This window comes from Pseudarthrobacter kochi (genome assembly GCF_055412805.1).
Genome location: NZ_JBVAYV010000045.1, coordinates 1 through 25,555 on the forward strand (window position 1 = coordinate 1; position 25,555 = coordinate 25,555).

Below are 25,555 nucleotides of genomic sequence, written 5' to 3' on the forward strand. Positions count from 1 at the left end.
TTTTCGGTGGTCAATGGGTTCTAGACAAGCTCCATTTTCCTTGAAAAGACGGGCATTCTCGGTTTAAACCGCCGTCGGCGCCCCGACCATCATCGGTGGATCAAGGCTTAGCCGCGGGCCAGCGCCTGAACCGCGGGCCGGGCCGGATGCACGACGGCGGTGATCACCGCCGTCGTGCACGCCAGACCGATCACACTCAGGGCCAGGGCCGTCCAGCCCAGCGACTGGAAGACCAGCCCGCCGGCCCAGCCGATGACGCTGGACCCGAGGTAGTAGGCGAGGTTGTAGAGCGAGGCCGCCTGTGCGCGGCCGGTTGTTGCGATCACCCCGGTCCAGCCTGCGCCGATGCTGTGCGCCGCGAAGAATCCGCCGGTGAACAGCAGCAGGCCTGCCAGGATGAGCGCAAGCAGCTGGGTGAGCGTCAGGGCCAGACCCGCCACCATCAGCACTGTTCCGGCCAGCAGCACCGTGCGCCGGCCAAACCGTGCAGTCAGCCCGCCGGCCCACCGGGAGGAGACCGTCCCGGAGAGGTAGGCCAGGAAAATCAGGCTGATGATGGTGGCCGGGAGGCTGAACGGTTCCCCGGAAAGCCGGAAGCCCAGGTAGTTGTAGACGGCCACAAAGCCGCCCATCAGCAGGAACGCCTGAAGGTAGAGGGCCAGCAGCCGCGGGTTCCGGCTGTGGCCCGCCAGCGTCCGGAACGCGCCGCGGAAACCGCTGGCCGCGGCCGCCGTGAAGCCCCGCGCCTGCGGCACCAGGACCAGGAACAGGACGGCCGCCGCGGCGGCCAGGACTGAGACGGCCAGGGCCGCGGCCCGCCACCCCCAGAGTTCGCCGGCAAAGCCGGCCACCAGCCGGCCGGCGAGTCCACCCAGGGTGGTCCCGGCGACGTAGGTGCCGGCCGCCAGTGCGGCGTGGGCCTTGTTGACCTCTTCATTGAGGTAAGCGATGGCGATGGCGGGGATGCCGCCCAGTGCCATGCCTTCGAGCATCCGCAGGCCCAGCAGCATCGGGAAGCTGGAGGCGAGCGGCACCAGCAGGCCCAGGACCGTCGCCGCCGAGATGCCCCACACCATGGCCCGGACGCGTCCGATGCGGTCGGCCAGGAAGGACCACGGAAGCACCGTCACGGCCAGCCCCACAGTGGCCAGCGAGATCGTGAGTGCCGCCTCGGCCGCCGTGACCTGCAGCTCCGCCGCTATCATCGGCAGCACCGCCTGGGTGGAATACAGCTGGGCGAAGGTGGCGACGCCGGCGAACGCCAGCCCGGCGAGAATTTTCCGGTAGGCCGCGGACCCCTTGGCATGCCCCTCCCACGCCGGAACCCCGGCGTCGACCGCAGGGGCGGCACCGGGGGCGGCGGATGCGCCGGGCGTCCGGCGTGCGGCGGGGAGCTGGCGGAGCGGGTGGCGGGACATCCCTCCAGAGTAGGCTTCCGGAAGACATGCTTCCAATGCATGATTCTCATAGAATCAATAGCAAATACGGAACGATCTGGAGCGTGGGACATGGACGTGGAGCACAAACAGCTGGTCCAGCTGCTGCCGCTGTTGCCCCTGCTGGCCGAGCTCGGGCGCACCCAGCACATCACCGCGACCGCCGACGTGCTGGGTCTGCCCCAGTCGACGGTCAGCCGGGGCATCGCGCGCGCCAGCAGCATCATCGGGACGGAACTGCTGATCCGTGACGGCCGCGGCGTTCGGCTGACTCCCGCGGCCAAGGCGCTCCTCCCGCACATCGAGGCCGCGCTGGGCGAGTTCCAGACCGGACTGGACCTGGTCCGGCACGAGTCGGAGGTGGTGCGCGGCCGGATCGCGGTGTCTTTCCAGCACACCTTCGGCGAGGCGATGCTGCCGCTGCTGATCAGTGCCTTCCGCAGCCGGCATCCCCAGCCGGCCTTCGACCTCAGCCAGGGTGCGCGGGACGGCTGCCTGGCTGAACTGGCCGCCGGGGACGCGGACCTGGCACTGACCGCCCCCCTCGCGGCGCCGAGCCGGCTGATCTCCTCGGCAGCCCTGTACCGGGAACCGCTGCGGCTCGTCGTCCACCACCGGCACCCGCTCGCCGGGCGCCGTCGTGCCCGCCTCGCGGAGATCCGGCAGGACCCGTTCGTGGCGATGGGCCCCGGCTACGGGATGCGCTCGCTGACCGACGCCCTCTTCCGCGAGGCCGGCTTCCGCCCCCGGATCGCCTTCGAAAGCCAGGACACCCACACGGCCAGGGGACTCGTCTCCGCAGGACTCGGTGTGAGCATCCTCCCGCCCGGCGGCCCCGGCCGCCACCTGCCGGCCAAGTCAGGCGACCTCGGCTGGGTGGAGATCGCGCTGGAGTCCGGCCTCGCGTTCCGGGAGATCGGCCTGGCCTGGCGGGAACGGCGTGGGGGAGCGGACGCCGAACCGGACCCGGTGCGGCTGTTCCGGGAGCTGGTGCTCAGCGACGGCCCGGCACTCCTGGCCGGTTTTGTCCGCGGGCGCTCGGGCACCTGAGCCGGTCCCGCAAGCGCAAGCGCAAGTTCGCCGGTCGGCAGTGGGCGGTCGGCCGTCAGCCCAGCAGAGCCGCCATGACCTCCGCCACGGAACCTGCCCGCGCCTGCTGCCAGCCAGTGCCCGCCCACAGGTTGAGCCGCTCGGCATCCCCGGCTGCGGCTGCTGCCGCGCGCAGCGGAGCCGTGAGGTGGTGCACGGCGGGATAGGCCTCCGGCGCGTCGGGGTGGTCCCGCACGAACTCATTGACCAGCGCCCGGGCCGGCCTCCCGGTGAAGGCCCTCGTCAGCTGCGTCTGGGTGAAATGCGCGCTGGCGAGGGCGTCCTTGTGCAGCTGCCGGGCGCCGCTCTCGTCCGTGCGGAGGAACGCAGTGCCCAGCTGGGCAGCCTGTGCCCCCGCGGCCAGGACCTCCTCCAGCCCCGCCCGGTCCATCACGCCCCCGGCAGCAAGCAGCGGGAGCCCGACGGCGGTCCGCACCTTGGCGACCAGCTCCGCCGTCGGCCCTGGCTGGCCGCCGTCGCGGCTGCCGTCGGACCCGGTACCGGACCCGGCGGGGCGCGGCTGGAAGGCCGCGCTGTGGCCGCCGGCGCTCCCGTGCTGCACCACCAGCGCATCCACGCCCTGTCCGGCAGCTTCCAGCGCCTCGGCAACCGTCGTCACGGTGGCGAGCACTGCGGAGCCCGCCCGCTGCAGCGCACGCACAACATCGGTACCGGGGAGCCCGAACGCAAAACTGACCAGTTCCACCGGATCGGCGAGCAGTGCTTCGACCTTGCCCTGCCAGTGGTCGTCGTCGTCGAGCCGCAGCGGCGGAACCGTCACGCCGTACCGCAGGGCATCCACACGCAGCCGGCTGCGGTAGTCCTCGAGCTGCGCCCGCACCTCCGCGGACGGCGGCAGCTGGGCGGGGTCGGGAACAAAGACATTCATGCCGAACCGTGCCCCGGAGGCGCGGGCGCTGCGGATCTCCGCCTGCATGGCCTCCACGCTCTTGTATCCGGCGGCCAGGAAGCCCAGGCCGCCGGCGTCATGCACGGCTTTTACGAAGGCCGGAGTGGAGGTCCCGCCGGCCATCGGGGCGGCGATGATGCGGGTACCAAAGATGTCGTGCGACATTGCTCACTCCTGGAAAGGATTCAGTAGGCTGTTCCGGTGACTCATTCTGACATCCCGCCGTCGGCGGACCCCGGTTCCCCGGCCGCTCCCGCCACCGGCGCAGTGATCGGCCTCGACATCGGCGGGACCAAGACGCGCGGCGTCCGCTTCGAGGACGGCAAAGCCGTGGCCGACGAATCAGTGGGCAGCTCCAACGTCCAGAACGTCAGCCGCGAGGAGGCGGCCCGCAACCTCGCCGGGCTCTTTGCCCGGATCGGGGGCGGGCAGGTTTCCCAGGTCTACGCGGGCGCCGGCGGCATCGATACCGACGACGACGCCGCAGCCCTCGCCGCGCTGATCGCGCCGCATGTGCCGGGCGCCCGCATCACCGTAGTCCACGACTCGAGGCTCCTGCTGGCTGCCGGCGGCGCAAGCACCGGCGTCGCCGTCATCGGCGGAACGGGCTCGGCCGCCTGGGGCAGGAACAGCCGCGGCGAGGAGGCGCGCGCCGGCGGCTGGGGCTACCTGCTGGGCGACGAAGGCAGCGGGTACTGGCTGGGCCGCGAGGCAGTGCGCCACAGCCTGCGCCGGATGAACCAGGGGCTGGAACCGGACGAACTCACAACGGCCCTGCTGGCCTCCTGCGGTGTGGATGACCCCAACAAGCTGATCGCGCTCTTCCATTCACCGCAGACCGGGCGCCGGTACTGGGCCGAACGGGCCCGGCTCGTGGTCGACGCTGCCGCCGCCGGGCACGCCGCCAGCCAGGAACTCGTCGACCAGGCCGGACGGGACCTGGCAGCCCTCGCGGAGCAGACGGTCCGGCAGCTCGGCATCGAGGGCCCGGTGATCCTGGGCAGCGGACTGGGCATGAACGTCCCGCGCCTGCAGGAATCCTTCCGCGCAGCCCTGGCCGCCGCGGGGATCACCGATGTCCGGGTCCTGGACCGGGATCCCGTCTTTGGTGTGCTCCAGCTCGTGGCCGAGCAGGACTGATCAGGCCCGGCGGACTTAGACGCCGGCGGGCTACTACGCTGGAACAATGAGCCTGAACTTCGACACCCGCCCCGCCGCGTACGCCGTCATCATCCGCGACGGCGCCATCCTCCTGGCGTACTGGAAGCAGGGCGGCAAGGAGGGCTGGACCCTGCCGGGCGGCGGCCTTGACCTGGCCGAGCACCCTGTCGACGGCTGCCGCCGGGAGATCTACGAGGAAACCGGATACCACGCGGAGGTCGGCGCCATGCTGGGGATCGACGTCGGGCACTGGCCCGCGGAGATCCGGATCGACGGCGGCGAACGGGACTTCCAGTCCCTCCGGCTCGTCTACGAGGCGAGGATTACCGGCGGGGACCTGCGGCACGAAGTCGACGGCAGCACTACCCACGCGGCCTGGATCCCGCTGGCGGACGTCGCGGGGCTCAACAAGGTCTCGCTCGTTGACGCCGCGCTCCGGCTCCACCGCGAGCGGCCGCTGAACGGCAAACTATCCTGGACCGTTTCCTAGCCAGGCCCCGGGGCATCCGGCTATCCTAAAGACCGGCAGAAACGCCGATCGCGGGAACAGGGAGGTGGAGACGATGACTGCAACAGTCCGGTGCGCGCTGCGCGCCACCATCAGCCACTCCACCATTCCCGCCCCGGCCTTCAGCACCCACTAGCCTTACAGCTGCCCGGTTCAAGAGAACCCGCAGCCCGGCACGTGCACCGGGGCCCATCAAAGGGCTTTCGTTGACTACTTCATCTGCACGTCCCGGCGCCTCGGGCGCCGCCCACCCCATCACCACTGACCTTCCCGCCGGCCCGGCAGGGTTCGGCTTCACGGCCGCCGTCGCCGAACGCTTCGCGGCCCACCCCGTGCCGGGCGGCACCGGCGCGGGCCGGGTCATCCGCGTGGACCGCAACCTGGTCCTTATCGCCACACACGACACGACCCTCCATTTGCCCTATCCCGGCACCGGGGAACTGCCCGCCACCGGGGACTGGGTCTGGCTGGGATCCAATACCGCCGGGGAGCCTGCCATCGCGAGGATCCTGCCCCGGCACTCGGAACTGAGCCGCAAGCGCGCCTTCGAAGCCTCCTCGGAGGCGCAGGTGCTGGGCGCCAACATGGACATCGTCGGCGTCGTGGTGCCCGTGGACCGGCCGCTCACCCACAACCGGCTCGAACGCACCCTCGTCGCGGCCTGGGACTCCGGCGCCACCCCGCTCGTCATCATCACCAAAGCGGACCTTGCCGACGTCGCGGACGACGTCGTTGGCCAGGTCATGCTCCAGGCCGCCGGCGTCGCGGTGGTCACCACCTCCGCGGAACAGCGCGACGGCCTCGATGAACTGCTGGGCCACCTCCCGCCCGGCGGCACCCTCGTGCTGCTGGGGCCCTCGGGAGCCGGAAAGTCCACCCTCATCAACGCCCTCGCCGGCGCCGAAGTCCAGGAAACCGGGGCAGTCCGGTCGGGCGACGGCAAGGGCAAGCACACCACCACCGCCCGCGAACTGGTGCCCCTGCCGGGCGGTGCCGTGCTGATGGACACCCCGGGGGTGCGCGGTTTCGGGCTGTTCGACGCCGACGGCGGGATGACGGAGATGTTCGGCGATCTTGAGGAACTCTTCGGGCAATGCCGGTTCTCCGACTGCGCCCACGGCAGCGAGCCCGGCTGCGCCGTGCGGGCCGCCCTCGCGGACGGGTCGCTCGAGGACCGCCGCTGGGCGAGCTACCTGACGCTTCAACGTGAACTCGCGGCCCTGGCGCGGCGGCACGATTCTGCGGCCAGCCGCGCCTACGCCCGGGAGTGGCACCAGCGGATTTCGGCTGCCGGCAAGAGCCAGCGGTCGGCGGAAAGGGACAGCCACGAGGCGGCCGAAAACCGGGGCGCGAAGCGCGGCCGGAAGGGCCGGGGCGGGCCCGACCGAATGGGCGCGCAGTGACCTGCGCGTTTGCCTGTGTAGCACCTCAATGGCGGTGGATGGGTGCTGCCGGAAAAACTTTTCCGGCGCGGCACCCATCCACCGCCGCCTGTCCTACGAACCACTACGTCAGCCCCGGTGCCCTTGTTCAGGTCCCTGACTTTGCCAGCCGCGCTGGCTAGGCTGTGTTCTACCGTCTTTACAGCCAAAAATCAGCATGCATATGATCAGTTGGCTGGACCGCCCGATGTTGCCGCCAACAGAAAAGGTAAGCCCGGAAATGGCTGAAGCCATGATCGAGTTCCAGAACGTCACCAAGCAGTACCAGGGCGGTCAGGCCGCAGTCGAGGACCTCACCATGTCCATCGACCAAGGCGCCATCACGGTCTTGGTCGGGCCCTCGGGGTGCGGCAAGACCACCTCGCTGCGGATGATCAACCGCATGGTCGAGCCGACGTCGGGGATCATCACGGTGGACGGGCAGGATGTCACCTCGGTGCCCGCAGCGAAGCTGCGCCGCTCCATGGGCTACGTGATGCAGTCCTCCGGGTTGATGCCGCACCGTTCCGTGCTGGACAACATCGCCACCGTGCCCCGGCTCAACGGGGTGTCGAAGGCCGAAGCGCGCAAGCGCGCACAGGAACTGCTCGACGTCGTCGGGCTGGCGTCCGCGCTCGGCAAGCGCTACCCCTCGCAGCTCTCCGGGGGCCAGCAGCAGCGCGTCGGGGTGGCGCGGGCGCTCGCCGCCGACCCTCCCGTGCTGCTCATGGACGAGCCTTTCAGCGCCGTGGACCCTGTGGTCCGCGATGAACTGCAGCAGGAACTCCTCAGGCTCCAGCGCGACCTCGCCAAGACCATCGTCTTCGTCACCCACGACATCGACGAGGCCACGGTGCTGGGGGACAAGGTCGCTGTGTTCGGACTCGGCGGCAAACTGGCGCAATACGCCACTCCGGAGGAAATCCTCCGCGCCCCGGCCAGCGACTTCGTGGCGTCGTTCGTGGGCCGGGACCGCGGCTTCCGGCACCTTGGCTTCAGCCCGTCCGACGGCGTCACCGTGCACCCGGCCAGGACCGTCACACCCGAAGAACTCAAGACCGGCGGCAACGCCTCCGGCGACTGGCAACTGGTAGTCGACGACAGCCTGCGCCCCCTCGGCTGGTCCGGTCCGGGCGTGGGCGCCGGGCCGGTTCCCGGCGGTTCCCTCTTCCGCAAGGGCGACACGCTCCGCCGCGCGCTCGACGCGGCGCTGTCCTCGCCGTCCGGACTCGGCGTCGCCGTGGACGCCGACGGCCGGGTGGCCGGCGTCATCACCGCCGAAGAAGTCCTCGCAGTGATTGAATCCGACCGTCACGTCCGCCAGGGCGCGCTCTGATGGACTGGTTCCTGGCCAACAGTGCGCAGGTCTTCAGCCTCGCCGGCCAGCACCTGGTCCTGGCCATCCTGCCGATGGTGTTCGGAGTGCTGATTGCCGTCCCCCTGGCCCAGTTCGCCCGGCAGAACCGCGCGCTCCGGTCCGTGGTCCTGACCGCCTCCTCGCTGCTCTACACGATCCCGTCCCTGGCCCTTTTCATCATCCTGCCGACCGTCCTCGGAACCCGGATCCTGGACCCGGTCAACGTCGTCGTGGCCCTGACCATCTACGCCGTGGCCCTCCTCGTGCGCGCCACCCTGGACGCCTTTGACTCGGTGGATGAGGACCTCCGGCAGGCCGCCGTCGCCATAGGGTTCAAGCCCTTCGCCCGCTTCCTGCAGATCGACCTGCCGCTGTCCCTGCCGGTACTGTTCGCCGGACTGCGGGTTGTCTCCGTCAGCAACATCTCGCTGGTCAGCGTCGCGGCCCTGCTCGGCATCGGCAACCTTGGAATGCTCTTCACCTCGGGGCTGCAGCGCGACTTCGTCACCGAGGTGGTGGTGGGCATCATCGCCATCCTGGTCCTTGCCCTGCTGATGGACGCGGTCCTGGTCCTGCTCGAACGGCTGCTGACGCCCTGGACCCGCGCCGCGGCCGCCTCCGGCGCGGGTGCTACAAGCGATTCGGGCGGCCGCGTCACGGCCGGCACCGCTGCCGCCGCGCAGCGGTTCGCGCGGCCCAAGACCGGAGGGGGAAACGCATGAGCAACGTCGTCACCGACACCTTCGCGTGGCTCGGCGATCCGGAACACTGGACCGGCAGCGCCGGAATCCCCGCTCGGCTGGCAGAGCACCTGCTCTACACCGGCCTGGTCATGGCGATCGCCACCGCCATTGCCGTGCCCATCGGCCTGTACGTCGGACACACCGGGCGCGGGCGGGTCGCCGCCGTGGCCGTCGCCGGAGCCCTCCGTGCCCTGCCGACCCTTGGCCTGCTGACGCTCTTCGTGCTGCTGGCCGGCATCGGGCTCATGCCGCCGATCTGGGCCCTCGTGATCCTAACGGTCCCGCCGCTGCTCGCCGGAACCTATGCCGGCATCTCCAGCGTGGACCGCAACGTCGTCGACGCCGCCCGGGCCATGGGCATGACCGAGCTCCAGGTGCTCTTCCGCGCCGAATTCCCCAATGCCCTGCCCGTCATGTACGGCGGGTTCCGGACCGGCGTGCTCCAGGCCATCGCCACCGTCTCGGTGGTGGCGTACATCAACCTGGGCGGCCTCGGCCGGTACCTGTTCGACGGGCTTGTGCTCTCCGACTTCCCCCAGATGCTGGGCGGGTCCCTGCTCATCGCCGGGCTGGCCATCGCCGGCGACCTCGTCCTCGCCCTCATCCAGAGGCTCTTCCTGTCCCAGGGGGCCTCTTCACAGCCAAACCGGAGCCAGCAGGCTGCGGTTGATCTCACAGACCCCGTACCCGCGGGGACTGCTGTTCAAGGAGGTACGTCATGAAGGAAACCCGCCAACGAGCACTCGGCAGGCGCGCATTCGGCGGCCTGGCCGCCGGCGTCGGCCTGGCCATGGCACTGTCCGCCTGCGGAGGCTCATCCAATCCGCTCTCCACAGCCCCCGCGACGGGCGGGGCCGGATCCGGTTCGGGCTCGGCCCTCGTGATCGGTTCCGCCGATTTCCCCGAGAGCCAGATCATCGCCGAGGTCTACGCCGGTGCGCTCAACGGCGCCGGCGTCACGGCGGGCACCAAGCCGAACATCGGTTCCCGCGAGGTCTACTTCAAGGCCGTCCAGGACGGATCGGTGGACGTCATCCCCGACTACAGCGGCAACCTGCTGCTGCACGTCAGCAAGGACGCCACCGAGGTCTCGGCCGCAGACATCTACAAGGCACTCCCGGGCAAGCTGCCCGAGGGACTGGCCGTGCTGGAGCCCTCCAAGGCCGAGGACAAGGACGCCATGGTGGTCACGAAAGCCACCGCGGAGAAGTACCAGCTGAAGTCGATCGAAGACCTCGCCAAGGTCTGCAGCGAAATTGTTGTGGGCGCCCCGGCGACCTTCGCCGAACGCGCCTACGGGCTGCCGGGCCTGGCGAAGAACTACAACTGCGTACCCAAGAAGCTGGAGCCGTTCAGCGACGGCGGCGGAGCCGTCACGCTCAAGGCCCTGCTCTCGGACCAGGTCCAGGTGGCCGACATCTACACCACCACCCCGTCCATCGCGGACAACGACCTGGTAGTACTTGAGGACCCGAAGAACAACTTCATCGCCCAGCAGGTCCTCCCGCTGTACAACAAAGCCAAGATGACCGACAAGGTGAAGGAGACCCTGAACGCCGTGTCCAAAATCCTGACCACGGAGGACCTGATCAACCTGAACCGGGCAGTCAGCGGCAGCCAGAAGCAGAACCCCAAGGATGCTGCAGCTGCCTGGCTCAAGGACAAGGGAATCGTCAAGTAAGCGTCGTATCCAGGTTTTTCTGACCAACGACGGCGGCTGCCGGCTCCTCCGGTCCACGGGGGAAGACCGGCAACCGCCGTCGTTCGTTCCGTTCCTGTGACGGCCGGACACCCCTGTGAGTCAGATCTCAGCGGAAGTACATCCTCAATATGGCATATTTGATGAATGGCAGAATTCAAGCAGTCCACCAAGCTTCATAATGTCCTTTACGACATCCGTGGACCGATTCTTCAGGCCGCCCAGCAGATGGAGGCGGAGGGTCATCGTATCCTCAAACTGAATATCGGGAACCCGGCCCCCTTCGGGTTTGAAGCGCCGGACGCGATCCTGGTGGACATGATCCGCCACCTGCCGCATGCCCAGGGCTACAGCGATTCCCGCGGCATCTTCTCGGCCCGGACAGCCGTTTCGCAGTATTACCAGACGCGCGGGATCCAGAACATCCACGTCGATGACATCTATCTGGGCAACGGTGTCAGCGAACTCATCACGATGTCCCTGATGGCGTTGCTGGATGACGGCGACGAGGTCCTGATTCCCACCCCGGACTATCCCCTGTGGACCGCCTCCGTTGCCCTTGCCGGCGGCCGGCCCGTGCACTACCTGTGCGATGAGGACTCGGGCTGGCAGCCGGACCTGGCGGACCTCGAAGCCAAGATCACGCCGCGCACCAAGGGCATCGTGGTGATCAACCCGAACAACCCCACCGGCGCGGTGTACCCGGAAGACACCCTCAAGAAGATCGTCGCCCTGGCCGAGAAGCATGGCATTGTCCTCTTCGCCGACGAGATTTACGAGAAGATCCTCTACGAGGACGCGGTCCACGTGAACATGGCCAGCCTGACCGGCGACGACGTCCTGTGCCTGACGTTCAGCGGCCTGTCCAAGGCCTACCGCGTGTGCGGCTACCGGGCAGGGTGGATGGCCATTTCCGGGCCGAAGAAGGACGCCGCGGACTACCTCGAGGGCATCAACCTGCTCGCGAACATGCGCCTGTGCGCGAACGTCCCGGCGCAGCACGCGATCCAGACGGCGCTCGGCGGGTACCAGAGCATCAACGACCTGATCCTGCCGGGCGGGCGCCTTCTCGAGCAGCGGAACAAGGCCTACGACATGCTCAATGCCATTCCCGGGGTCAGCACCCAGCAGGCCCGGGGTGCGATGTACCTCTTCCCGAAGCTCGATCCCGAGGTTTACCGCATCCGCGACGACGAGAAGTTCGTCCTGGACCTGCTGCGCGAGCAGAAGATCCTGGTTTCCCACGGCAGGGCCTTCAACTGGGTCCGCCCGGACCACTTCCGGATGGTCACGCTGCCACTGGTCAAAGACCTTGAAGAGGCCATCAACCGCATGGCGGACTTCCTGAGCCGGTACAAGGGGAACTAGCCTGAGCTCAGCAGCGCGGCACGGGCGGTAGTCCGGCGGTCCGAACGGAGGCTGCCCGAACCCGGAAAGGCTTGCAATGGCGGACGTCGTGAGATTCAAGGAGCACCCCTCTGACACCCTGAAGGTGGGCAAAGGCTTTCACCTGTTGGCCGCGGACCCGGACTCCACGCCGGGCTACCCGGGGGACAAGAACGACGGCGAGGTGTTGCTCGCCGATCTGGATGACAACCTCGCCCTGCTCCAGGAACAGCTGTTCGCCGAATCCCGCTTTGGCGGCACCAAGCGCATCCTGCTGATCCTCCAGGCCATGGACACGGCCGGGAAAGGCGGGATCCTGACGCACGTCATGGGCGCCATGAATCCGCATGGCGTCCAGATGAAGTCGTTCAAGGCACCCACCCCGGAAGAGAAGTCCTACGACTTCCTGTGGCGGATCGAGAAGGAAGTGCCGGCCGCTGGCATGGTGGGCGTCTTTGACCGGTCACATTACGAGGACGTCCTGATCCACCGCGTCCACCGCTGGGCGGATCCGAGGGAACTCGAACGCCGGTACAACGCGATCAACGAATTCGAGGCCCGGCAGGCGGCCGCCGGCACCAAGATCGTCAAGGTCATGCTCCACATCAGCCGGGACGAGCAGAAGCAGCGGCTCCTCGCACGGCTGGATGAGCCCGCGAAGCTCTGGAAATACAGCAGCAATGACCTGAAGGAACGCGCGTTCTGGAGCGACTACATGGACGCCTACCAGAAGGCATTCGAGAAGACGGGCACCGACGTCGCCCCGTGGCATGTAGTCCCGGCCAACAAGAAGTGGTATGCCCGGATCGCCGTCCAGCAGCTGCTGCTCGACGCGCTGGAGGGGCTCAAGCTGGAGTGGCCGGTTCCGGACCTGGACGTCGCGATGGAGCGGGAACTGGTCGAGCGCTCCTGACCGGCCGGCTGTGGTGAGCGGCCGGCCCCAGGGCGGCTAACCGTCCTGGGAGGCCTGGTCGCGCGCCGCGGCCAGGCGTTTCCGGGCACCCTCGAGCCACAGTTCGCAGCGCTTGGCCAGCGCCTCGCCGCGTTCCCACAGCGCCAGCGACTCCTCAAGGCTCGCCCCGCCGGCTTCGAGCCTGCTGACGACGCCGACGAGCTGTTCGCGGGCGTCCTCGTAGCTCAGACCCTCGATGTCGGCGTTGGGCTTTGTTTCTGCTGCCATGGCGTGTTGCTCCTTGCTGTTTCCGGGTGTTCGGGTGGGATAGGCGGGCTGTGGGGGCGCGGCCGAGACTTGTTCTGCAGGCTCAGTCGTCCGCCGGTTCCTGGCCGCCGGTCGACTCCGCGGTGAACCGGCCCCCGGCCACACGGACGGCCAGCTGGGTGCCGGGCGGGGCCTGGTCGGGGTGCCGCACCACGTCCCGCCGGGTGCCGGGAGCCGAGCCGCCGTCGGCCAACTGCACCACCGCATACCCCCGGTCCAGGGTCTTTTGCGGGGAGAGTGCACGGACCTGGGCCTTGAGGTGGACCAACTGGTCGGCGGCCCGGACGACGGCGGTGGTCACGGCCGCCTGCGAGCGGCCCTTGAGCCGTTCGACGTCGTCGTGCCGGATGCTGACCATGACCTCGGGGGAGGCGAGCACGGGACGGGAGCGCAGCGAGGCCAGGCGGTCCGTTTCCCGCTCCACGAGCAGTGTGACACCCCGCCGGAGCTGGTCGCGTGCCTGACGCACGCGCGCGAGCTCCTCGACAACGTCCGGGACGATCCGCTTGGCGGCGTCAGTCGGCGTGGAGGCGCGCAGATCCGCGACATCGTCAAGAATGGGCCGGTCCGCCTCGTGGCCGATCGCGCTCACCACCGGAGTGGAAGCGGCCGACACCGCCCGGATGAGTTCCTCATTGCTGAACGGCAGCAGATCCTCGAGGGCACCGCCGCCGCGGGCGATGACGATCACATCCACCTCCGGGTGCGCGTCCAGCTCACGCAGCGCGGCAATGACCTGCGCGACGGCGGTGTTGCCCTGGACGGCCACCTCGCGGATTTCGAATTCGACGGCGGGCCAGCGCAGGGCCGCGTTGCGCAGCACGTCCTTCTTGGCGTCCGAGTCGCGGCCGGTGATCAGGCCGATCCGGTGGGGGAGCAGGGGCAGGCGCTTCTTCCGGGCGTCGGAAAACAGCCCCTCCGCGGCCAGGGCATGGCGGAGCCGCTCGATCCGGGCGAGCAGGTCTCCCAGGCCCACCGGCCGAATGTCCTTCACGGACATGTTCAGCCGGCCCGTCTTGAGCCAGAATTCGGCCTTGAGCAGGGCCACAACCCGGGAGCCGCGTTCCAGCGGGATGTCCTGCCGGTCCAGCACCTTGGTCCAGACGGAGGCGGGAAGGGAGATCTCGGCGTCGACGTCACGCAGCGTCAGGTAGGCGTTGGTGCCGCGCCGGTTCAGCTCGATGACCTGGCCTTCGACCCAGGCGGACGGTGCACGGTCGATGTGCATCTTGAGTTTCTGCGACAGCAGCTGCAGCGGCCAGGGATTGTCCGGGCTGGTGTCCGCCGCCGTGGCCGGAACCGTCGTGGCTGCCACGACATCCTCAGACATGCCGGTACCCCGGGGCGGAGATGGCCTGGTGCATATGGGTGGTGTCCTTTGCCGGGCGGTGCCGTCCGCAGTCACGCACCCCCGGCGTTTGCGTCAGGAAGGGCGGGCGGCAGACAACTCGAACTTGTCGGTTTCAACTCTATCCATAGCTCTATCACCGGGGGCCGACTTTGTTGTCCGGCTTCATCGATCGGCGGAGGCCCCCGTAGGATGGCACTACCCATCAACCTGCTAGGAATCCTTGTGCGCACTTTTGTCTCGGCCGTAGCGGTCCTCATCGGCCTCGTCCTGGCGGCAGCCGCTGTTCCGGCCATGTGGGTGGACCGGAACATCGTCCAGGAGGACGGTTTCGTGGCGTTCACCGCGCCGCTGGGCAAGGACCCGGCGTTCCAGCAGCGCCTGGCTGCGGCCGCCGTGGGAAGTCTCGGCGCGGAGCGGATCCCGGAAGCGCTCAGCGGACTGGTCACGCCGATCCTGGAGAGCGCGGCCCGGTCCCTGACGAGGATGCCCGGCTACCCCGATGCCTGGACCGAAACCCTGCGCAAAAGCCACCGGCTGAATTTCGGGGACCCCAAGACCCTGCCTGCCGGGGCCCAGGGTGTTTCCTCGGTGACCCTGGACCTGGCACCACTCGTCGCCCTGGTGACGAAGCAGGTGGCGGAAGCCACCACCCTCCCGCTTCAAGCCCCGGACCAGCTGCTGATCACCATCGGACAGCCCGAGCACCGGCAGATCCTCGACCGGGTGTCCGCCTTCGCACCGATGGGCTACGCGCTGGCCATCGGCGCGCTCATCGCCTTCGCTTTGGCGTTCGTGGCCGCCCGGCGGCGCGGGACCGTCGTTGCCGGCATCGGACTCGGAACCCTCGTGCTCGCCGGTGTCTGGAAGCTTGCTGCCGACGCCGTCGGGGGTGCGGTGACGCGGACGAGCAGCGGCAATGAAGTCGCGGAGATCTTCAAGACCGAGTTCGTGGCTGCCGCAAGCTCAAGTTTCGGGCAGTGGATCCTGGTGGCCGCCGTGGCCGGCGGCGTCCTGCTGGTGGCCGGACTCGTACTGCGCGCCGTCGGCGGCCGCCGGGCGCCTCAACCCCTGCCACAACAGCTGCCCAGTCAACACCGGTAGCATTGGGGCATGACCTCCACCGCTGTTTCCATTCCGATGCCAACCGTTCCGCGCCGGCGGCGCACGCCGGAAGACGTGCTGGCGGCAGCCCCCGTGGCCGGCCCGAAAAGGGTCCTGCTCGCGGCCCCGCGCGGCTACTGCGCCGGCGTCGACCGCGCGGTCATTGCGGTGGAAAAGGCCCTCGAGCACTACGGCCCGCCGGTCTACGTCCGCAAACAGATTGTCCACAACGTGCATGTCGTCAGCTCCCTGGAGGAAAAGGGCGCCATCTTCGTTGATGAGACCGACGAGGTCCCCGAGGGTGCCCTCGTGATCTTCTCCGCCCACGGTGTCTCACCCGCCGTGGTCCAGTCCGCCGAGGACCGGGGGCTGCGGACCATCGACGCGACCTGCCCGCTTGTGACCAAGGTGCACAAAGAAGCAGTCCGCTTCGCGAAGGACGACTTCGACATTCTGCTCATCGGCCATGACGGCCATGAGGAAGTCGAAGGGACCGCGGGCGAGGCCCCCGAGCACATCCAGATCATTAACGGCCCGCACGAGGTCGACAAGGTTACGGTCCGGGATCCCGAAAAGGTCATCTGGTTGTCCCAGACCACGCTCAGCGTGGACGAAACCATGGAAACGGTCCGGTTGCTCAAGGAACGGTTCCCCACCCTGCAGGATCCGCCCAGCGACGACATCTGCTACGCGACCACCAACCGCCAGGTGGCCATCAAGAAGATCTCACCGCAGGCCGACCTGGTGATTGTGGTCGGATCGGCCAACTCATCAAACTCGGTCCGGCTCGTGGAAGTGGCCCTCGAGTACGGCGCGAAAGCCTCCTACCGCGTGGACTTCGCCAATGAGGTCGACGAATCCTGGTTCGAAGGCGTGGCCACGGTCGGTGTGACTTCGGGTGCGTCGGTCCCGGAAGTCCTGGTCAAGGACGTTCTGCGGCTGCTGGCCGACTACGGCTACGGCTCTGTCGAGGAAGTGGTCACCGCCGAGGAGGATCTGCTCTTCTCGCTGCCGAAGGAACTGCGCGCCACACTGAAGCAGGCCGGCGATGTGACCCGCGCCCTCGGGGGCCGCGGGACACGCGCCGCCCAGACCTCCTAGGCTGCTGACTCCCGGTCCTCTTCGGCCGGCCCGTTCCCGGGCTGGAGTTCCGGGGCCGCCACGGAACGCGGCGTCACTTCCACGGCCGCAGGTGTGGCCAGCCCTGTCGCGTCCAGGGCGTTGAGCTTCCGCGCGGTCGGCAGCACCCGCGCCTCCAGGGTGCCCACCATGGAGTTGTAGCGGTCCACGGACGTCTTGAGCGAGGCGCCGAGCTTGGTGACGTTCTCACCGAGCGTTCCCATCCGCTCATAGAGCTGGTGGGCGAGTTCGAAGAGCTCCCTTGCGCTGTCCGTCAGGACGTCCTGGCGCCAGGTGAAGGCGACGGACTTCAGGACCGCCAGCAGGGTGGAGGGCGAGGCCAGCACCACGTTCCTGGACAGGGCGTAGTCCAGCAGCGCCGGGTCCGCCGAGAGCGCGGCCGCCAGGATCGACTCGGCCGGCAGGAAGCAGACCACAAGCTCCGGGGAGTTGCCCGGAATGTCCCAGTACTTCTTGCCGCTCAGCGCGTCCACATGCGCCTTCAGGGCCTTGGCATGGGCCAGCAGGTGGGCCTGCTGCCCGCCCAGGACCTGCGCGTGCTGCTGCCCCGGGGCCGACGCCCCCAGCTCCTGCGCCGCCAGATAGGACGCCAGCGGCACCTTGGCGTCGACCACCAGCTGCTTCTGGCCCGGCAGCTGCACGACGAGGTCGGGCCGGACACTGGCCTCCGCTGCGGCGCCGTGTTGCCCGCTGTGCACCTGCTCGTGGAAATCGACATGGCGCAGCATGCCGGCGGCCTCGACGACGCGGCGCAGCTGGACCTCACCCCACTGGCCGCGGGCGCTGTTGGAGCGCAGCGCCGACTCCAGGGCATGCGTCGAGCGCAGCAGCTGCTCGTCGGACAGCCGGGCCTCCTGCAGCTGCTGGGCCAGCTGGCCGTACTGTTCCAGCCGGTCGCGCTCCAGCAGCGCCACCTGCTGCTGCACCGCCGTGAGCTTCTCCGCAACCGGCGCCAGGGCCCGCAGCACGCTGCCGTCCTGGTTCCGGGATTCGCCGAGTTCCCGGTTCTGGGCGGCCAGCAGCCGCCGCTCGGCGTCGGCCGCGGCGAACTGCGCGCTGACCTCCGACAGGCGGCCCGAGACGGCGTCGAAGTCCTGTTCCACCGCGAGGGTACGGCGCCGGACCAGCAGGTAGACCACGGCGGCGCCGGCAACCGCGCCGACGAGAAGCATAAGAAGGGAAAGTATCAGTGCAAAAGCGTCCATGCCTTCACTCTGGCATGGCCCTCCGACACTTTCCGGCCGACGCCCTGCCGCTGGCCGGCCGACCGGGCGCGGGGATCCGGGCTGCAGCAGGTAGAATTAGTACTCGTGGCTCTTACTATTGGCATCGTCGGACTGCCCAACGTCGGCAAATCAACTCTTTTCAACGCACTGACCCGCAACCAGGTGCTCGCAGCGAACTACCCGTTCGCGACGATCGAACCGAACGTCGGTGTGGTCAACCTGCCGGACCCGCGGCTTGCCAAGCTTGCCGCCGTCTTCGGGTCCCAGCGCCTGCTGCCTGCTCCCGTGTCCTTCGTCGACATCGCAGGGATCGTCAAGGGTGCGTCGGAAGGCGAAGGCCTGGGGAACAAGTTCCTCGCCAACATCCGCGAGGCCGAGGCCATCGCCCAGGTTGTCCGCGTGTTCGATGACCCCGACGTCATCCACGTCGATGGCAAGGTGGATCCCCGCTCCGACATGGAGACCATCAACACCGAACTGATCCTGGCCGACCTTCAGACCATCGAAAATGCCATCCCGCGGATCGAAAAAGAAGTCAAGATCAAGAAGCGGGACGCCGCCGAGCTCGCTGCCATCAAGGCTGCCCAGGCCGTCCTCGAACGCGGCGACACCATCTTCGCCTCGGTCAAGAGCGACAAACTTGAGATGGAGCACCTCAAGGAACTCAGCCTCCTGACCGCCAAGCCGTTCATCTACGTCTTCAACGCAGACGAAGGCATTCTGGGCAGCCCCGAGAAGCAGGAAGAACTGCGGGCCATGGTTACCCCGGCGGACGCCATCTTCCTCGACGCCAAGCTCGAATCGGACCTCGTCGAACTGGACGAGGAAGAAGCCCGCGAGATGCTGGAAATGAACGGCCAGGATGAGTCCGGACTCGACCAGCTGGCCCGCGTCGGCTTCCACACCCTGGGGCTGCAGACCTACCTGACGGCAGGACCCAAGGAAACGAGGGCCTGGACCATCCACCAGGGCGACACGGCCCCGCAGGCGGCCGGCGTGATCCACTCCGATTTCCAGCGCGGTTTCATCAAGGCCGAGGTGGTCTCTTTCGACGATCTCATCGAAGCCGGTTCCATGGCGGAGGCGAAGTCCCGCGGCAAGGTCCGGATCGAAGGCAAGGAATACGTCATGGTCGACGGCGACGTGGTCGAATTTAGATTTAATGTCTAGAAACCGCCGAAAATATCCGCTGACCTGCGAAAAAAGTATGAGGTCTGTAGGTGGCGAAATGCGAGTCACGTCCCCGTCTGACATCTGCTTTCGGTCCCGGTCTCGCCTCTGAGCATCCGCGTTCGGCGTCGCGGCAGGCGCCCAGCCCGGTTGGACGCGGTTGCGAGCGCGTCCGGCCTCCTCGGTCATTCGGCGCGATGCTGACTCATTGGTCAATTGGCGAGCGGTGCGACGGCGATGCGGTCTGCCATGAGCCGAATGTAGAGGGCAACTCGCGCCAGATGGTCCCATTGCGCACGCGGTAGCGGATCGCGTCGACGACTTAGCGCGCGTCCGTGCGGGGCCGTCCGCGGCGAGGCGCGTCGTCGGGCTTCGCGAGCGGCCGCATGAATGGTTCTCGCCGCCTGTGCTGTCGTCCTCGACTTCGGGCATGCCGCCGGGCGACCATGACGACGTCGCGTGCTCGGCTGATAGGGGCGTCCCTCGCCTGTAGAGATCGTGGTCGTATGGCCGCAGGACATCTTGATGTGCCAGATCTAGGTGGTGGATCTGTCGCCGCTGTACACGACTGCGAAGAGCTGTTCCTGCCGCTTGTCGCTCAGATTGTCGGTCCCGTCGGGAAGACTGTCGTCATGACGAAGGGGTCTGCAGTTGAAATCGAAGAGCACGCAGATGCGCGACGTAGGGGGAGCTGCATGGGTGAGGACGATTCAGGTACGACCGCAGAGATGGTGCGCGCATGACCGGCAAGAAGAGCACGGCGAAGCTGCATCACTATGTGCCGCAGGGGTACCTTCGAGGCTTCGCGACGGGCCAAGAGCGCATCAGGGTCGTGCCCCTCAACCGCTCCCGGCAGCCATACACGCCGAGCGTGAAGAACGTGGCTGCGCAGAACCACTTCCACACGGTCGGTGAGTTCGATGAGCCGGATGCGTTCGAGAAGGCGCTGAGTGAGGTCGAGGGCCAGGCCCTCGGCATCATCAAGGGCTTCGCTAACGGCGAGTTTCCTCCCTCCGAGGAGAACAGGTGGGCCTTCGCCCACTACACGGCGTTGCAGAGCGTGCGCGGGCCGGATACCCGGAGGACGACCGAGCATCTCCGCGCGACCATGGTCCGGTTGGAGGTGGGTGCCGGTGGGCGCAAGAATCTGGGTGCGTGGATCCGTGACAATCTCGGATTCGACCCGACGCCGGAGCAAGAGGATCGAATCTGGAACGAGGCCACCCAGCCCGGTGGGCCGCCGATCGGATTCTCCAACCTGGCTCACATCCAGAACGCAGTTGAGACCGCGATCGAACTGACGCCCTACCTTGCGACCCGCCCCTGGGCGCTCGTTCGCTTCGACCGACGCTCCCTCATCACATCGGATGCTCCGGTCAGTCTGGTGCGCCGATCGGACGACGAGCCGTGGGAGGGAGTCGGCTTCGCGACGGCATGGGGCGTCACGTTCCCGCTCACGCGCAAGTTGGGGCTGCTCATGAGCGATCCCATGGCGATGTTGGAGGGTGTCGGAGCGGACGATCCGCGTGTCCAGCAGCTCCGCGAGATGGTGCTTGCCGGACGGATCGACCGAATTCAGTCTGGGACCACAGCAATGGAGAAACTGTTCAATCTGCACACCGCGGAGTCGGCCAGGGAGTACATATTTCACCACCCCGAGGACGAGCGGTACGTCCCTGTCAATCTTCCCGAACCGGATCTGGTCAACATCAAACCGACGGGAGGACTCGTCGACATGGACTTCGACGGTGAGCCGCTGTTCGCGCCCAATGGACGCGAGGGCCGACAGGATACGAGGGGAAGTGCGGAGCGCCAAGACATGACGACTTCAGACGGCTTGGACTAGCTTCGTAGGCGATGATGTTCCGGTAGAGGAGTGGCGGATGAACATGGGAGATTCGGTGAGCGACGCGATCGACCCGAGGTGGTGGGAGGACGCGCTGGCGGCGGCGTCGCTGGATGGCCCGTATGAACTGCCAGAGTTGTTGTCGACGCATCTCGACCGAGCCGCGGCGGACCCGGCCGTCGTCGGGTTGCAGGAGTTGGTCCTTCAGGTATTGGCGAAGGTCTCGTCGGCGATGTTGAACTCTGAGGATTGGTTGGAGCCGTTTACACCCGCGATGCAGTTCGGTGGTAAGCGGACGCCAGTGCCGGCGGACTTAGATGCAGACCAGGTGGCGTTGTTGGCGCGTATCGCTCCGCTGATCAAGCGTGATGACTTGAGGGCTCGGGTTGCCGATGTCGCATGGTTCTACGGGGTCCGGTCTGATGTCGCAATGCTGGACCGAGCCATCGACGCGTACCGGGCGGCGCCGCTAACGGGCGATGCGTGGTTCAGGGCGAGCAAAGACGCGTGGGTTCGGGCGTTCGAGCTTGCAATACGGCGCGGACCGGACGGCCGGGCCCGAGTGCAGGAAATGTCGGACGCGCTCAAGGCTCAGGTCTTGGCCGGCCAGGTGTCGGGCAACTTCAGGACCGTGGGGTTCGCCGAGACGTTACGTCGGCATGGCCGGTTCGAGGCGGCCGGGCGCGCGGAGATGCGCGAGGCGCTATTCGCGCTTGCGGCACAGGCTTCGTCGATAAACCCTCGTCTGTCTCGTCATTTGGAGCGTGAGGCGCTCGCGTGGCTGGGTGGTTCGGACGCGGCGGCGGCGAACGCTGCAACTGAGCGCGTAGCGCGGACCTACATCGCAGAGGCAGATGCGCGCATCCAAGCGGACCCGAAGGCGGGCGCGCTCGTCGAAGGCCACTTCTTGGAGAAGGCCATTGCGGTCCTGCAAACCATCCCGCGCTCCTACCGCCTTGAGAACTGTCTCGTCGAGCTCCTTGACGAACTCCGCGTTCGGCTGCGCGAGAGCCGGGAGTCGTCGATGGAGCAGATGATGCGCATTGAGTCGGACCCACTCGACCTGACAGATGCCGTGTCCTATGCACGGATGCAAGTCTCGGGTCACGCGGACAAGTTCGACGCGCTCGCTGCATTCGCGACGCTCGCACCGCCGCTAGACGAAGCCAGTGCGCGCGAGAACGCCGCGAAGATGCTGGAGGGCACCATCAGCCACATCTTTGGATCCTCTACGTTTTCCTCTGACTTCCGGAAGATCGCATGGAGGCCCGGGTCTTCTGGTCAGGCCGATGAGGACGCGGTGTGGGCCGAGATGGTTCGCACGGTGTTCTTTCATTCGCAATTGCTCGGAAAGGGCATGATCCAGCCTGCGCAAGAGGTCCTGACTACTGAACACCGGTTCAGTCGGCAGTACATGGTCTCGCTGTGCGTGGAGTCGCCGACAGTGCCCGAGGGGCACGAGACGTTGTGGGGCGACGGGCTGGCGCTCGGCTTGGGTGGAAACTACGGCGCTGCGGTCTCTGTTCTGGTCCCGCAGTTGGAGCAGGTCGTGCGTGTCATGTTGAGGCGGCACGACGTGCACACGCTGTTCGTCGATGAGCACGGCGTGGAGAGTGAGAAGAGTTTGAACGCGCTTCTCGACATGACCGAGACCGAGAAAATCTTCGGTGCGGGGATGGTCATGGAGATGAAGGCGATGCTGGTCGTCCAAGGCGGCCCGAACCTGCGCAACAACCTCGCGCACGGCCTTCTTGACGACAACTCGGCGTGGAGTTACTCGGCGCTGTACATGTGGTGGTTCTGCCTGCGACTCGTGACGTGGCCGGTCATCAAGACCATGAGCAGCGCGCGGACGCAGGCTGCGAAGGCTGGCGAAGGCTCCGTTATGACGGCCAGCGGAGCGGCCACCGCTCCGACAACAGAGGCCGCAGAAGATGCCTCGCCGGAGACCTCGAAGGAAGATTCGTGCGAAGACAAGCAGGTCGGAGTCGGGGCTGCTGGATCGGAGGATGCCAGGTCCGGTAGACAGCCCGAAGTGTAGGTGGGGAAGTAGCCAACCCGTGTGCGACTGAGCTCAATCAGAGGCGTCTAGCCTGGCCGCACGGAGGTAGTCCCTTATCTTGGGGGGGTAGCGGGGCTGGAACGGTTTCTATGGTTAGCTTTCGCTGCCGAATGACATCAACATCGCGGGATACACGTATGCCATCGGGCCAGGGTCGTATGTCCAGCTCTTGCCCATGTCATCGAGACGAATCGGACCGGGGCTCCAGTCGGTGCTGGTGTTACGTGCCGGTCCTGCGGAAGAGCGTGCGACCAATGGTCCGCCGTCGATACTTGACCGTGTGGTGGCCTCCGCTTTAGAGAGAATGAATACGTGGTCGATCGTGCCGTCCTCGTGGACTATGGGCCGTAGGCGGCTTCGAATGCGTTCAGGCAATCTCTCGCGAAAGTGTGTGTTTAGCCATGCCCGCAAGGTGTACTGCTTCCAGACGGTGCTAGCATTGTCGCCGAATGGCAGAGACGCAGCTGGTTCGGTTGCAACAACCAGTGCCCGCCCTGAGCTGTCGTCAATCTCTCGAACCTGAAATGAATCAATCAACCGACGAGACCGCCATTCGTCACTCATCTCGGCTAGTTGCCGCTCGTAGGCAGAGAGTTCATGCTCCGTGGCCTTGAGCTCGCCGCATACCGTCAGGTGCTCTTCGGTGAGACGGTCTCGCTCAGAAGCGGCCTCATATCGCTTGCGTAGCACGAACAGGCCGAGGCCCTCGTGTCGCTTGACTGCCTCTTGAATTTGCCGTTCCAGTTCGGCCAGCTCCGACGAGAGTTTCTCGCATTTAGCAGATAGCAACTTCGTGTGTCTTTGGTGTATATGGAGCGCTTTCTCGGCTTCTGCAGCAGCGGCGGTATCGTGCACCAACTTCTCGATGTTCGCAACGATTGATGCCCGTTTGCGAGCACTAATGTCGTACCCTTCGAGACGGAGGCGTAAGTCCTCGTCTCCTAGACTCAAGGCACGCAAATAGTGACTGTTGTTAGATGTTAACGCCAACCGAAAATAGGGCCAGGAACGCCAACTGAAAATAGGGCCACCGACCATTATGGAAGGTGATCAATTTGGATGATTGGGCGGAGATACGCCACCTGTTCTCGACGGGCAAGCACTCGAAGCGTGAGATCGGCAGGATTGTGGGGGTTTCCCGCGGAACGGTTGACCGGGCGCTGGAGTCGGACCGGGCGCCGAAGTATCAGCGGGCGGCTGGAGTGTCGAGTTTTGATGCGTTTGCTCCCAGGGTGCGGGAGCTGTTGGTGAAGACCCCGACGATGCCGGCCGCAACGCTCGCGGAGCGGGTGGGCTGGTCCGGTTCCGCGTCGCTGTTCCGGGCGAAGGTCGCCGTGATCCGGCCCGAATATGCGCCGCCGGATCCGGCTGATCGTCTGGTCCACGAGCCGGGGTTCCAGGTCCAGTGCGATCTCTGGTACCCGCACGAGCCGCTGCCCGTCGGTGCGGGCCAGTACGACACGCCACCGGTGCTGGTGATGACTTCGGCGTTCTCGGGATTCATCCAGGCACGGATGCTGCCGTCGCGGACGACGCCGGACCTTCTGGGCGGAATGTGGACTCTGCTCCAGGATGCGCAGGCGGTTCCGTCGCGGCTGTTGTGGGACAACGAGTCCGGCATCGGCAGGCGACGGCCCACGGAACCGGTGGCCGCGTTCGCCGGGTCCCTTGGGTTGGAGATCAAGCTGCTGCCGCCGCGGGATCCGGAGTCCAAGGGCATGGTCGAGCGGATGAACCGGTTCTTCCGGCAGCGCTTCATGCCGGGCCGGGAGTTCCGCTCACCAGCGGATTTCAATGGCCAGCTGGAGGACTGGCTGCCCAAGGCCAATCATCGGTATTCGCGGTCCCGTCACGGACGTCCCGACGAGCTGATCGTGCTGGACCGGGAGAGGATGCGGGAACTGCCGCCGGTGAGCCCGGAGACCATGTTCCGCAACGCGGTGCGGCTGCCGCGGGATTACTACGTGCGGGTGTTCTCCAACGACTATTCCGTGGACCCGTCGTTCATTGGGCGGATCGTGGATGTCGTCGCTGATCTGGACACCGTCTGGGTCACCCATGACGGGGCCATCATCGCCACCCACGTCCGGGCATGGGCCCGGCATCTGGTGGTGACCGATCCGGCCCACGTGGCCCGCGCGGCGGTGATGCGCCGGGATTTCCGGACCCAGCGGGTGCGCCGCCCCGAACCGCCAGAAGCGGTGCAGGTGCGGGATCTGGGCGCCTATGACGAGATCTTCGGCATCGACCTCGGCCAGGACCCGGCCGTGCTGCTGGAGACGGTGTCATGACCGGGACACCCTCACAGATCGAGTACTACGCCCGGGCCCTGCGCGCACCACGGATCAGCGACGGGTTCCGCCGTCTCGGCGACCAGGCCCGGGACGCCGGCTGGTCGCACGAGGAGTACCTGGCCGCGGTCCTCTCCCGTGAAGTCTCCGAACGCGAAGCCTCCGGAGCGGCGACCCGCATCAAGGCCGCAAGGTTCCCGGCGCACAAGGACCTCGAGGAGTTCAACTTCGACCATCAGCCCTCCGCGGACCGGAACCTCATCGCCCACCTGGGCACCGGAGTGTTCCTCTCCGAGGCCAAGAACGTGGTCCTGCTCGGGCCTCCCGGTACTGAGGTGTACTACTGATGTGAGACAGTCTTTGAAAGGATTGTTCCCATGTCTTCCCGTCCCACGTTTTCTGATGAGTTCAAGGCTGATGCTGTTGATCTCGTGATTAC

General features: G+C 67.0%; 23 protein-coding genes and 1 pseudogene. 17 read left to right on the forward strand and 7 right to left on the reverse strand.

The window, feature by feature from the left end:
- Positions 1–107 precede the first annotated feature (107 nt).
- Positions 108–1,418 (reverse strand): MFS transporter, encoded by a 1,311-nt coding sequence (locus tag ACZY0Y_RS16880; RefSeq protein WP_463879955.1) that lies wholly within the window; start codon positions 1,416–1,418, stop codon positions 108–110.
- Between the two features lie 90 nt (positions 1,419–1,508).
- Here ACZY0Y_RS16880 and ACZY0Y_RS16885 point away from each other — a divergent pair, with 90 nt between their 5' ends.
- Entirely contained in the window at positions 1,509–2,486 is a 978-nt protein-coding gene (locus ACZY0Y_RS16885; RefSeq protein ID WP_463959296.1) for a LysR family transcriptional regulator, read from the forward strand.
- A gap of 55 nt (positions 2,487–2,541) precedes the next feature.
- Here the strand turns inward: ACZY0Y_RS16885 and ACZY0Y_RS16890 are convergent, their stop codons facing one another.
- Entirely contained in the window at positions 2,542–3,600 is a 1,059-nt protein-coding gene (locus ACZY0Y_RS16890) for a nitronate monooxygenase (RefSeq protein WP_463959298.1), read from the reverse strand.
- A 36-nt stretch (positions 3,601–3,636) separates the two neighbouring features.
- Here ACZY0Y_RS16890 and ACZY0Y_RS16895 point away from each other — a divergent pair, with 36 nt between their 5' ends.
- The 9 genes from ACZY0Y_RS16895 (at position 3,637) to ACZY0Y_RS16935 (ending at position 12,623) form a co-directional block, all read left to right on the forward strand.
- Positions 3,637–4,575, forward strand: a complete 939-nt coding sequence (locus ACZY0Y_RS16895) for an N-acetylglucosamine kinase (protein WP_463959300.1) — start codon at positions 3,637–3,639, stop codon at positions 4,573–4,575.
- Between the two features lie 46 nt (positions 4,576–4,621).
- On the forward strand, positions 4,622–5,086 hold the full coding sequence (locus tag ACZY0Y_RS16900; protein WP_463881930.1) for an NUDIX hydrolase: 465 nt from the start codon (positions 4,622–4,624) through the stop codon (positions 5,084–5,086).
- A gap of 224 nt (positions 5,087–5,310) precedes the next feature.
- Positions 5,311–6,507: a ribosome small subunit-dependent GTPase A gene (rsgA, locus tag ACZY0Y_RS16905; RefSeq protein WP_463959302.1), complete on the forward strand. Its 1,197-nt coding sequence runs from the start codon at positions 5,311–5,313 to the stop codon at positions 6,505–6,507.
- Positions 6,508–6,766: 259 nt separating this feature from the next.
- The gene (locus ACZY0Y_RS16910) at positions 6,767–7,861 is read left to right on the forward strand and encodes an ABC transporter ATP-binding protein (RefSeq protein ID WP_463959304.1); all 1,095 of its coding nucleotides are present in this window, start codon (positions 6,767–6,769) and stop codon (positions 7,859–7,861) included.
- Positions 7,861–8,604: an ABC transporter permease gene (locus ACZY0Y_RS16915; protein ID WP_463959306.1), complete on the forward strand. Its 744-nt coding sequence runs from the start codon at positions 7,861–7,863 to the stop codon at positions 8,602–8,604. Before ACZY0Y_RS16910 ends, ACZY0Y_RS16915 begins: the two co-directional genes overlap by 1 nt.
- On the forward strand, positions 8,601–9,347 hold the full coding sequence (locus ACZY0Y_RS16920) for an ABC transporter permease (RefSeq protein ID WP_463959308.1): 747 nt from the start codon (positions 8,601–8,603) through the stop codon (positions 9,345–9,347). The genes ACZY0Y_RS16915 and ACZY0Y_RS16920 overlap by 4 nt, the downstream gene beginning before the upstream one ends.
- Complete coding sequence (locus ACZY0Y_RS16925; protein ID WP_463959309.1) at positions 9,344–10,306, forward strand: ABC transporter substrate-binding protein; 963 nt, start codon at positions 9,344–9,346, stop codon at positions 10,304–10,306. Before ACZY0Y_RS16920 ends, ACZY0Y_RS16925 begins: the two co-directional genes overlap by 4 nt.
- Positions 10,307–10,471: 165 nt before the next feature.
- The gene (locus ACZY0Y_RS16930) at positions 10,472–11,692 is read left to right on the forward strand and encodes a pyridoxal phosphate-dependent aminotransferase (RefSeq protein ID WP_024368418.1); all 1,221 of its coding nucleotides are present in this window, start codon (positions 10,472–10,474) and stop codon (positions 11,690–11,692) included.
- Between the two features lie 76 nt (positions 11,693–11,768).
- Positions 11,769–12,623: a PPK2 family polyphosphate kinase gene (locus ACZY0Y_RS16935; protein ID WP_463959311.1), complete on the forward strand. Its 855-nt coding sequence runs from the start codon at positions 11,769–11,771 to the stop codon at positions 12,621–12,623.
- 36 nt (positions 12,624–12,659) lie between these two features.
- Here the strand turns inward: ACZY0Y_RS16935 and ACZY0Y_RS16940 are convergent, their stop codons facing one another.
- Both ACZY0Y_RS16940 and xseA read right to left on the reverse strand, forming a co-directional pair.
- Complete coding sequence (locus tag ACZY0Y_RS16940; protein WP_160664483.1) at positions 12,660–12,890, reverse strand: exodeoxyribonuclease VII small subunit; 231 nt, start codon at positions 12,888–12,890, stop codon at positions 12,660–12,662.
- Positions 12,891–12,972: 82 nt separating this feature from the next.
- Positions 12,973–14,259 (reverse strand): exodeoxyribonuclease VII large subunit, encoded by a 1,287-nt coding sequence (gene xseA / locus ACZY0Y_RS16945; protein WP_463959313.1) that lies wholly within the window; start codon positions 14,257–14,259, stop codon positions 12,973–12,975.
- Between the two features lie 243 nt (positions 14,260–14,502).
- On the opposite strand from xseA, the gene ACZY0Y_RS16950 reads away from it, so the two are divergent.
- The gene (locus ACZY0Y_RS16950; protein ID WP_463959315.1) at positions 14,503–15,381 is read left to right on the forward strand and encodes a hypothetical protein; all 879 of its coding nucleotides are present in this window, start codon (positions 14,503–14,505) and stop codon (positions 15,379–15,381) included.
- Positions 15,382–15,390: 9 nt separating this feature from the next.
- Positions 15,391–16,482 carry a 4-hydroxy-3-methylbut-2-enyl diphosphate reductase gene (locus ACZY0Y_RS16955; RefSeq protein ID WP_463959316.1) on the forward strand — a complete coding sequence of 364 codons (1,092 nt, stop codon included), beginning with the start codon at positions 15,391–15,393 and terminating at the stop codon, positions 16,480–16,482.
- On the opposite strand, the gene ACZY0Y_RS16960 is transcribed toward ACZY0Y_RS16955, so the two are convergent.
- On the reverse strand, positions 16,479–17,726 hold the full coding sequence (locus ACZY0Y_RS16960; protein ID WP_463881901.1) for a DNA recombination protein RmuC: 1,248 nt from the start codon (positions 17,724–17,726) through the stop codon (positions 16,479–16,481). The two genes, ACZY0Y_RS16955 and ACZY0Y_RS16960, sit on opposite strands and share 4 nt — an antisense overlap.
- Positions 17,727–17,831: 105 nt before the next feature.
- On the opposite strand from ACZY0Y_RS16960, the gene ychF reads away from it, so the two are divergent.
- The gene (gene ychF, locus ACZY0Y_RS16965) at positions 17,832–18,917 is read left to right on the forward strand and encodes a redox-regulated ATPase YchF (RefSeq protein WP_463881898.1); all 1,086 of its coding nucleotides are present in this window, start codon (positions 17,832–17,834) and stop codon (positions 18,915–18,917) included.
- Between the two features lie 205 nt (positions 18,918–19,122).
- Here ychF and ACZY0Y_RS16970 read toward each other — a convergent pair whose 3' ends face one another.
- Positions 19,123–19,227 (reverse strand): transposase, encoded by a 105-nt coding sequence (locus ACZY0Y_RS16970; RefSeq protein WP_463959324.1) that lies wholly within the window; start codon positions 19,225–19,227, stop codon positions 19,123–19,125.
- 429 nt (positions 19,228–19,656) lie between these two features.
- Here ACZY0Y_RS16970 and ACZY0Y_RS16975 point away from each other — a divergent pair, with 429 nt between their 5' ends.
- A complete protein-coding gene (locus ACZY0Y_RS16975; protein ID WP_463959318.1) occupies positions 19,657–20,763 on the forward strand; it encodes a DUF4238 domain-containing protein in 1,107 nt (368 codons plus the stop codon).
- 37 nt (positions 20,764–20,800) lie between these two features.
- Positions 20,801–22,804 (forward strand): DUF7380 domain-containing protein, encoded by a 2,004-nt coding sequence (locus tag ACZY0Y_RS16980; protein ID WP_463959319.1) that lies wholly within the window; start codon positions 20,801–20,803, stop codon positions 22,802–22,804.
- A 114-nt stretch (positions 22,805–22,918) separates the two neighbouring features.
- Here ACZY0Y_RS16980 and ACZY0Y_RS16985 read toward each other — a convergent pair whose 3' ends face one another.
- A complete protein-coding gene (locus ACZY0Y_RS16985) occupies positions 22,919–23,680 on the reverse strand; it encodes a hypothetical protein (protein WP_463959321.1) in 762 nt (253 codons plus the stop codon).
- A gap of 191 nt (positions 23,681–23,871) precedes the next feature.
- On the opposite strand from ACZY0Y_RS16985, the gene istA reads away from it, so the two are divergent.
- Both istA and ACZY0Y_RS16995 read left to right on the forward strand, forming a co-directional pair.
- A complete protein-coding gene (istA, locus tag ACZY0Y_RS16990) occupies positions 23,872–25,116 on the forward strand; it encodes an IS21 family transposase (protein WP_463959322.1) in 1,245 nt (414 codons plus the stop codon).
- Positions 25,113–25,448: pseudogene (locus ACZY0Y_RS16995) on the forward strand (ATP-binding protein); the annotation flags it as partial. The gene istA and the pseudogene ACZY0Y_RS16995, both read left to right, overlap by 4 nt.
- Positions 25,449–25,555 lie beyond the last annotated feature (107 nt).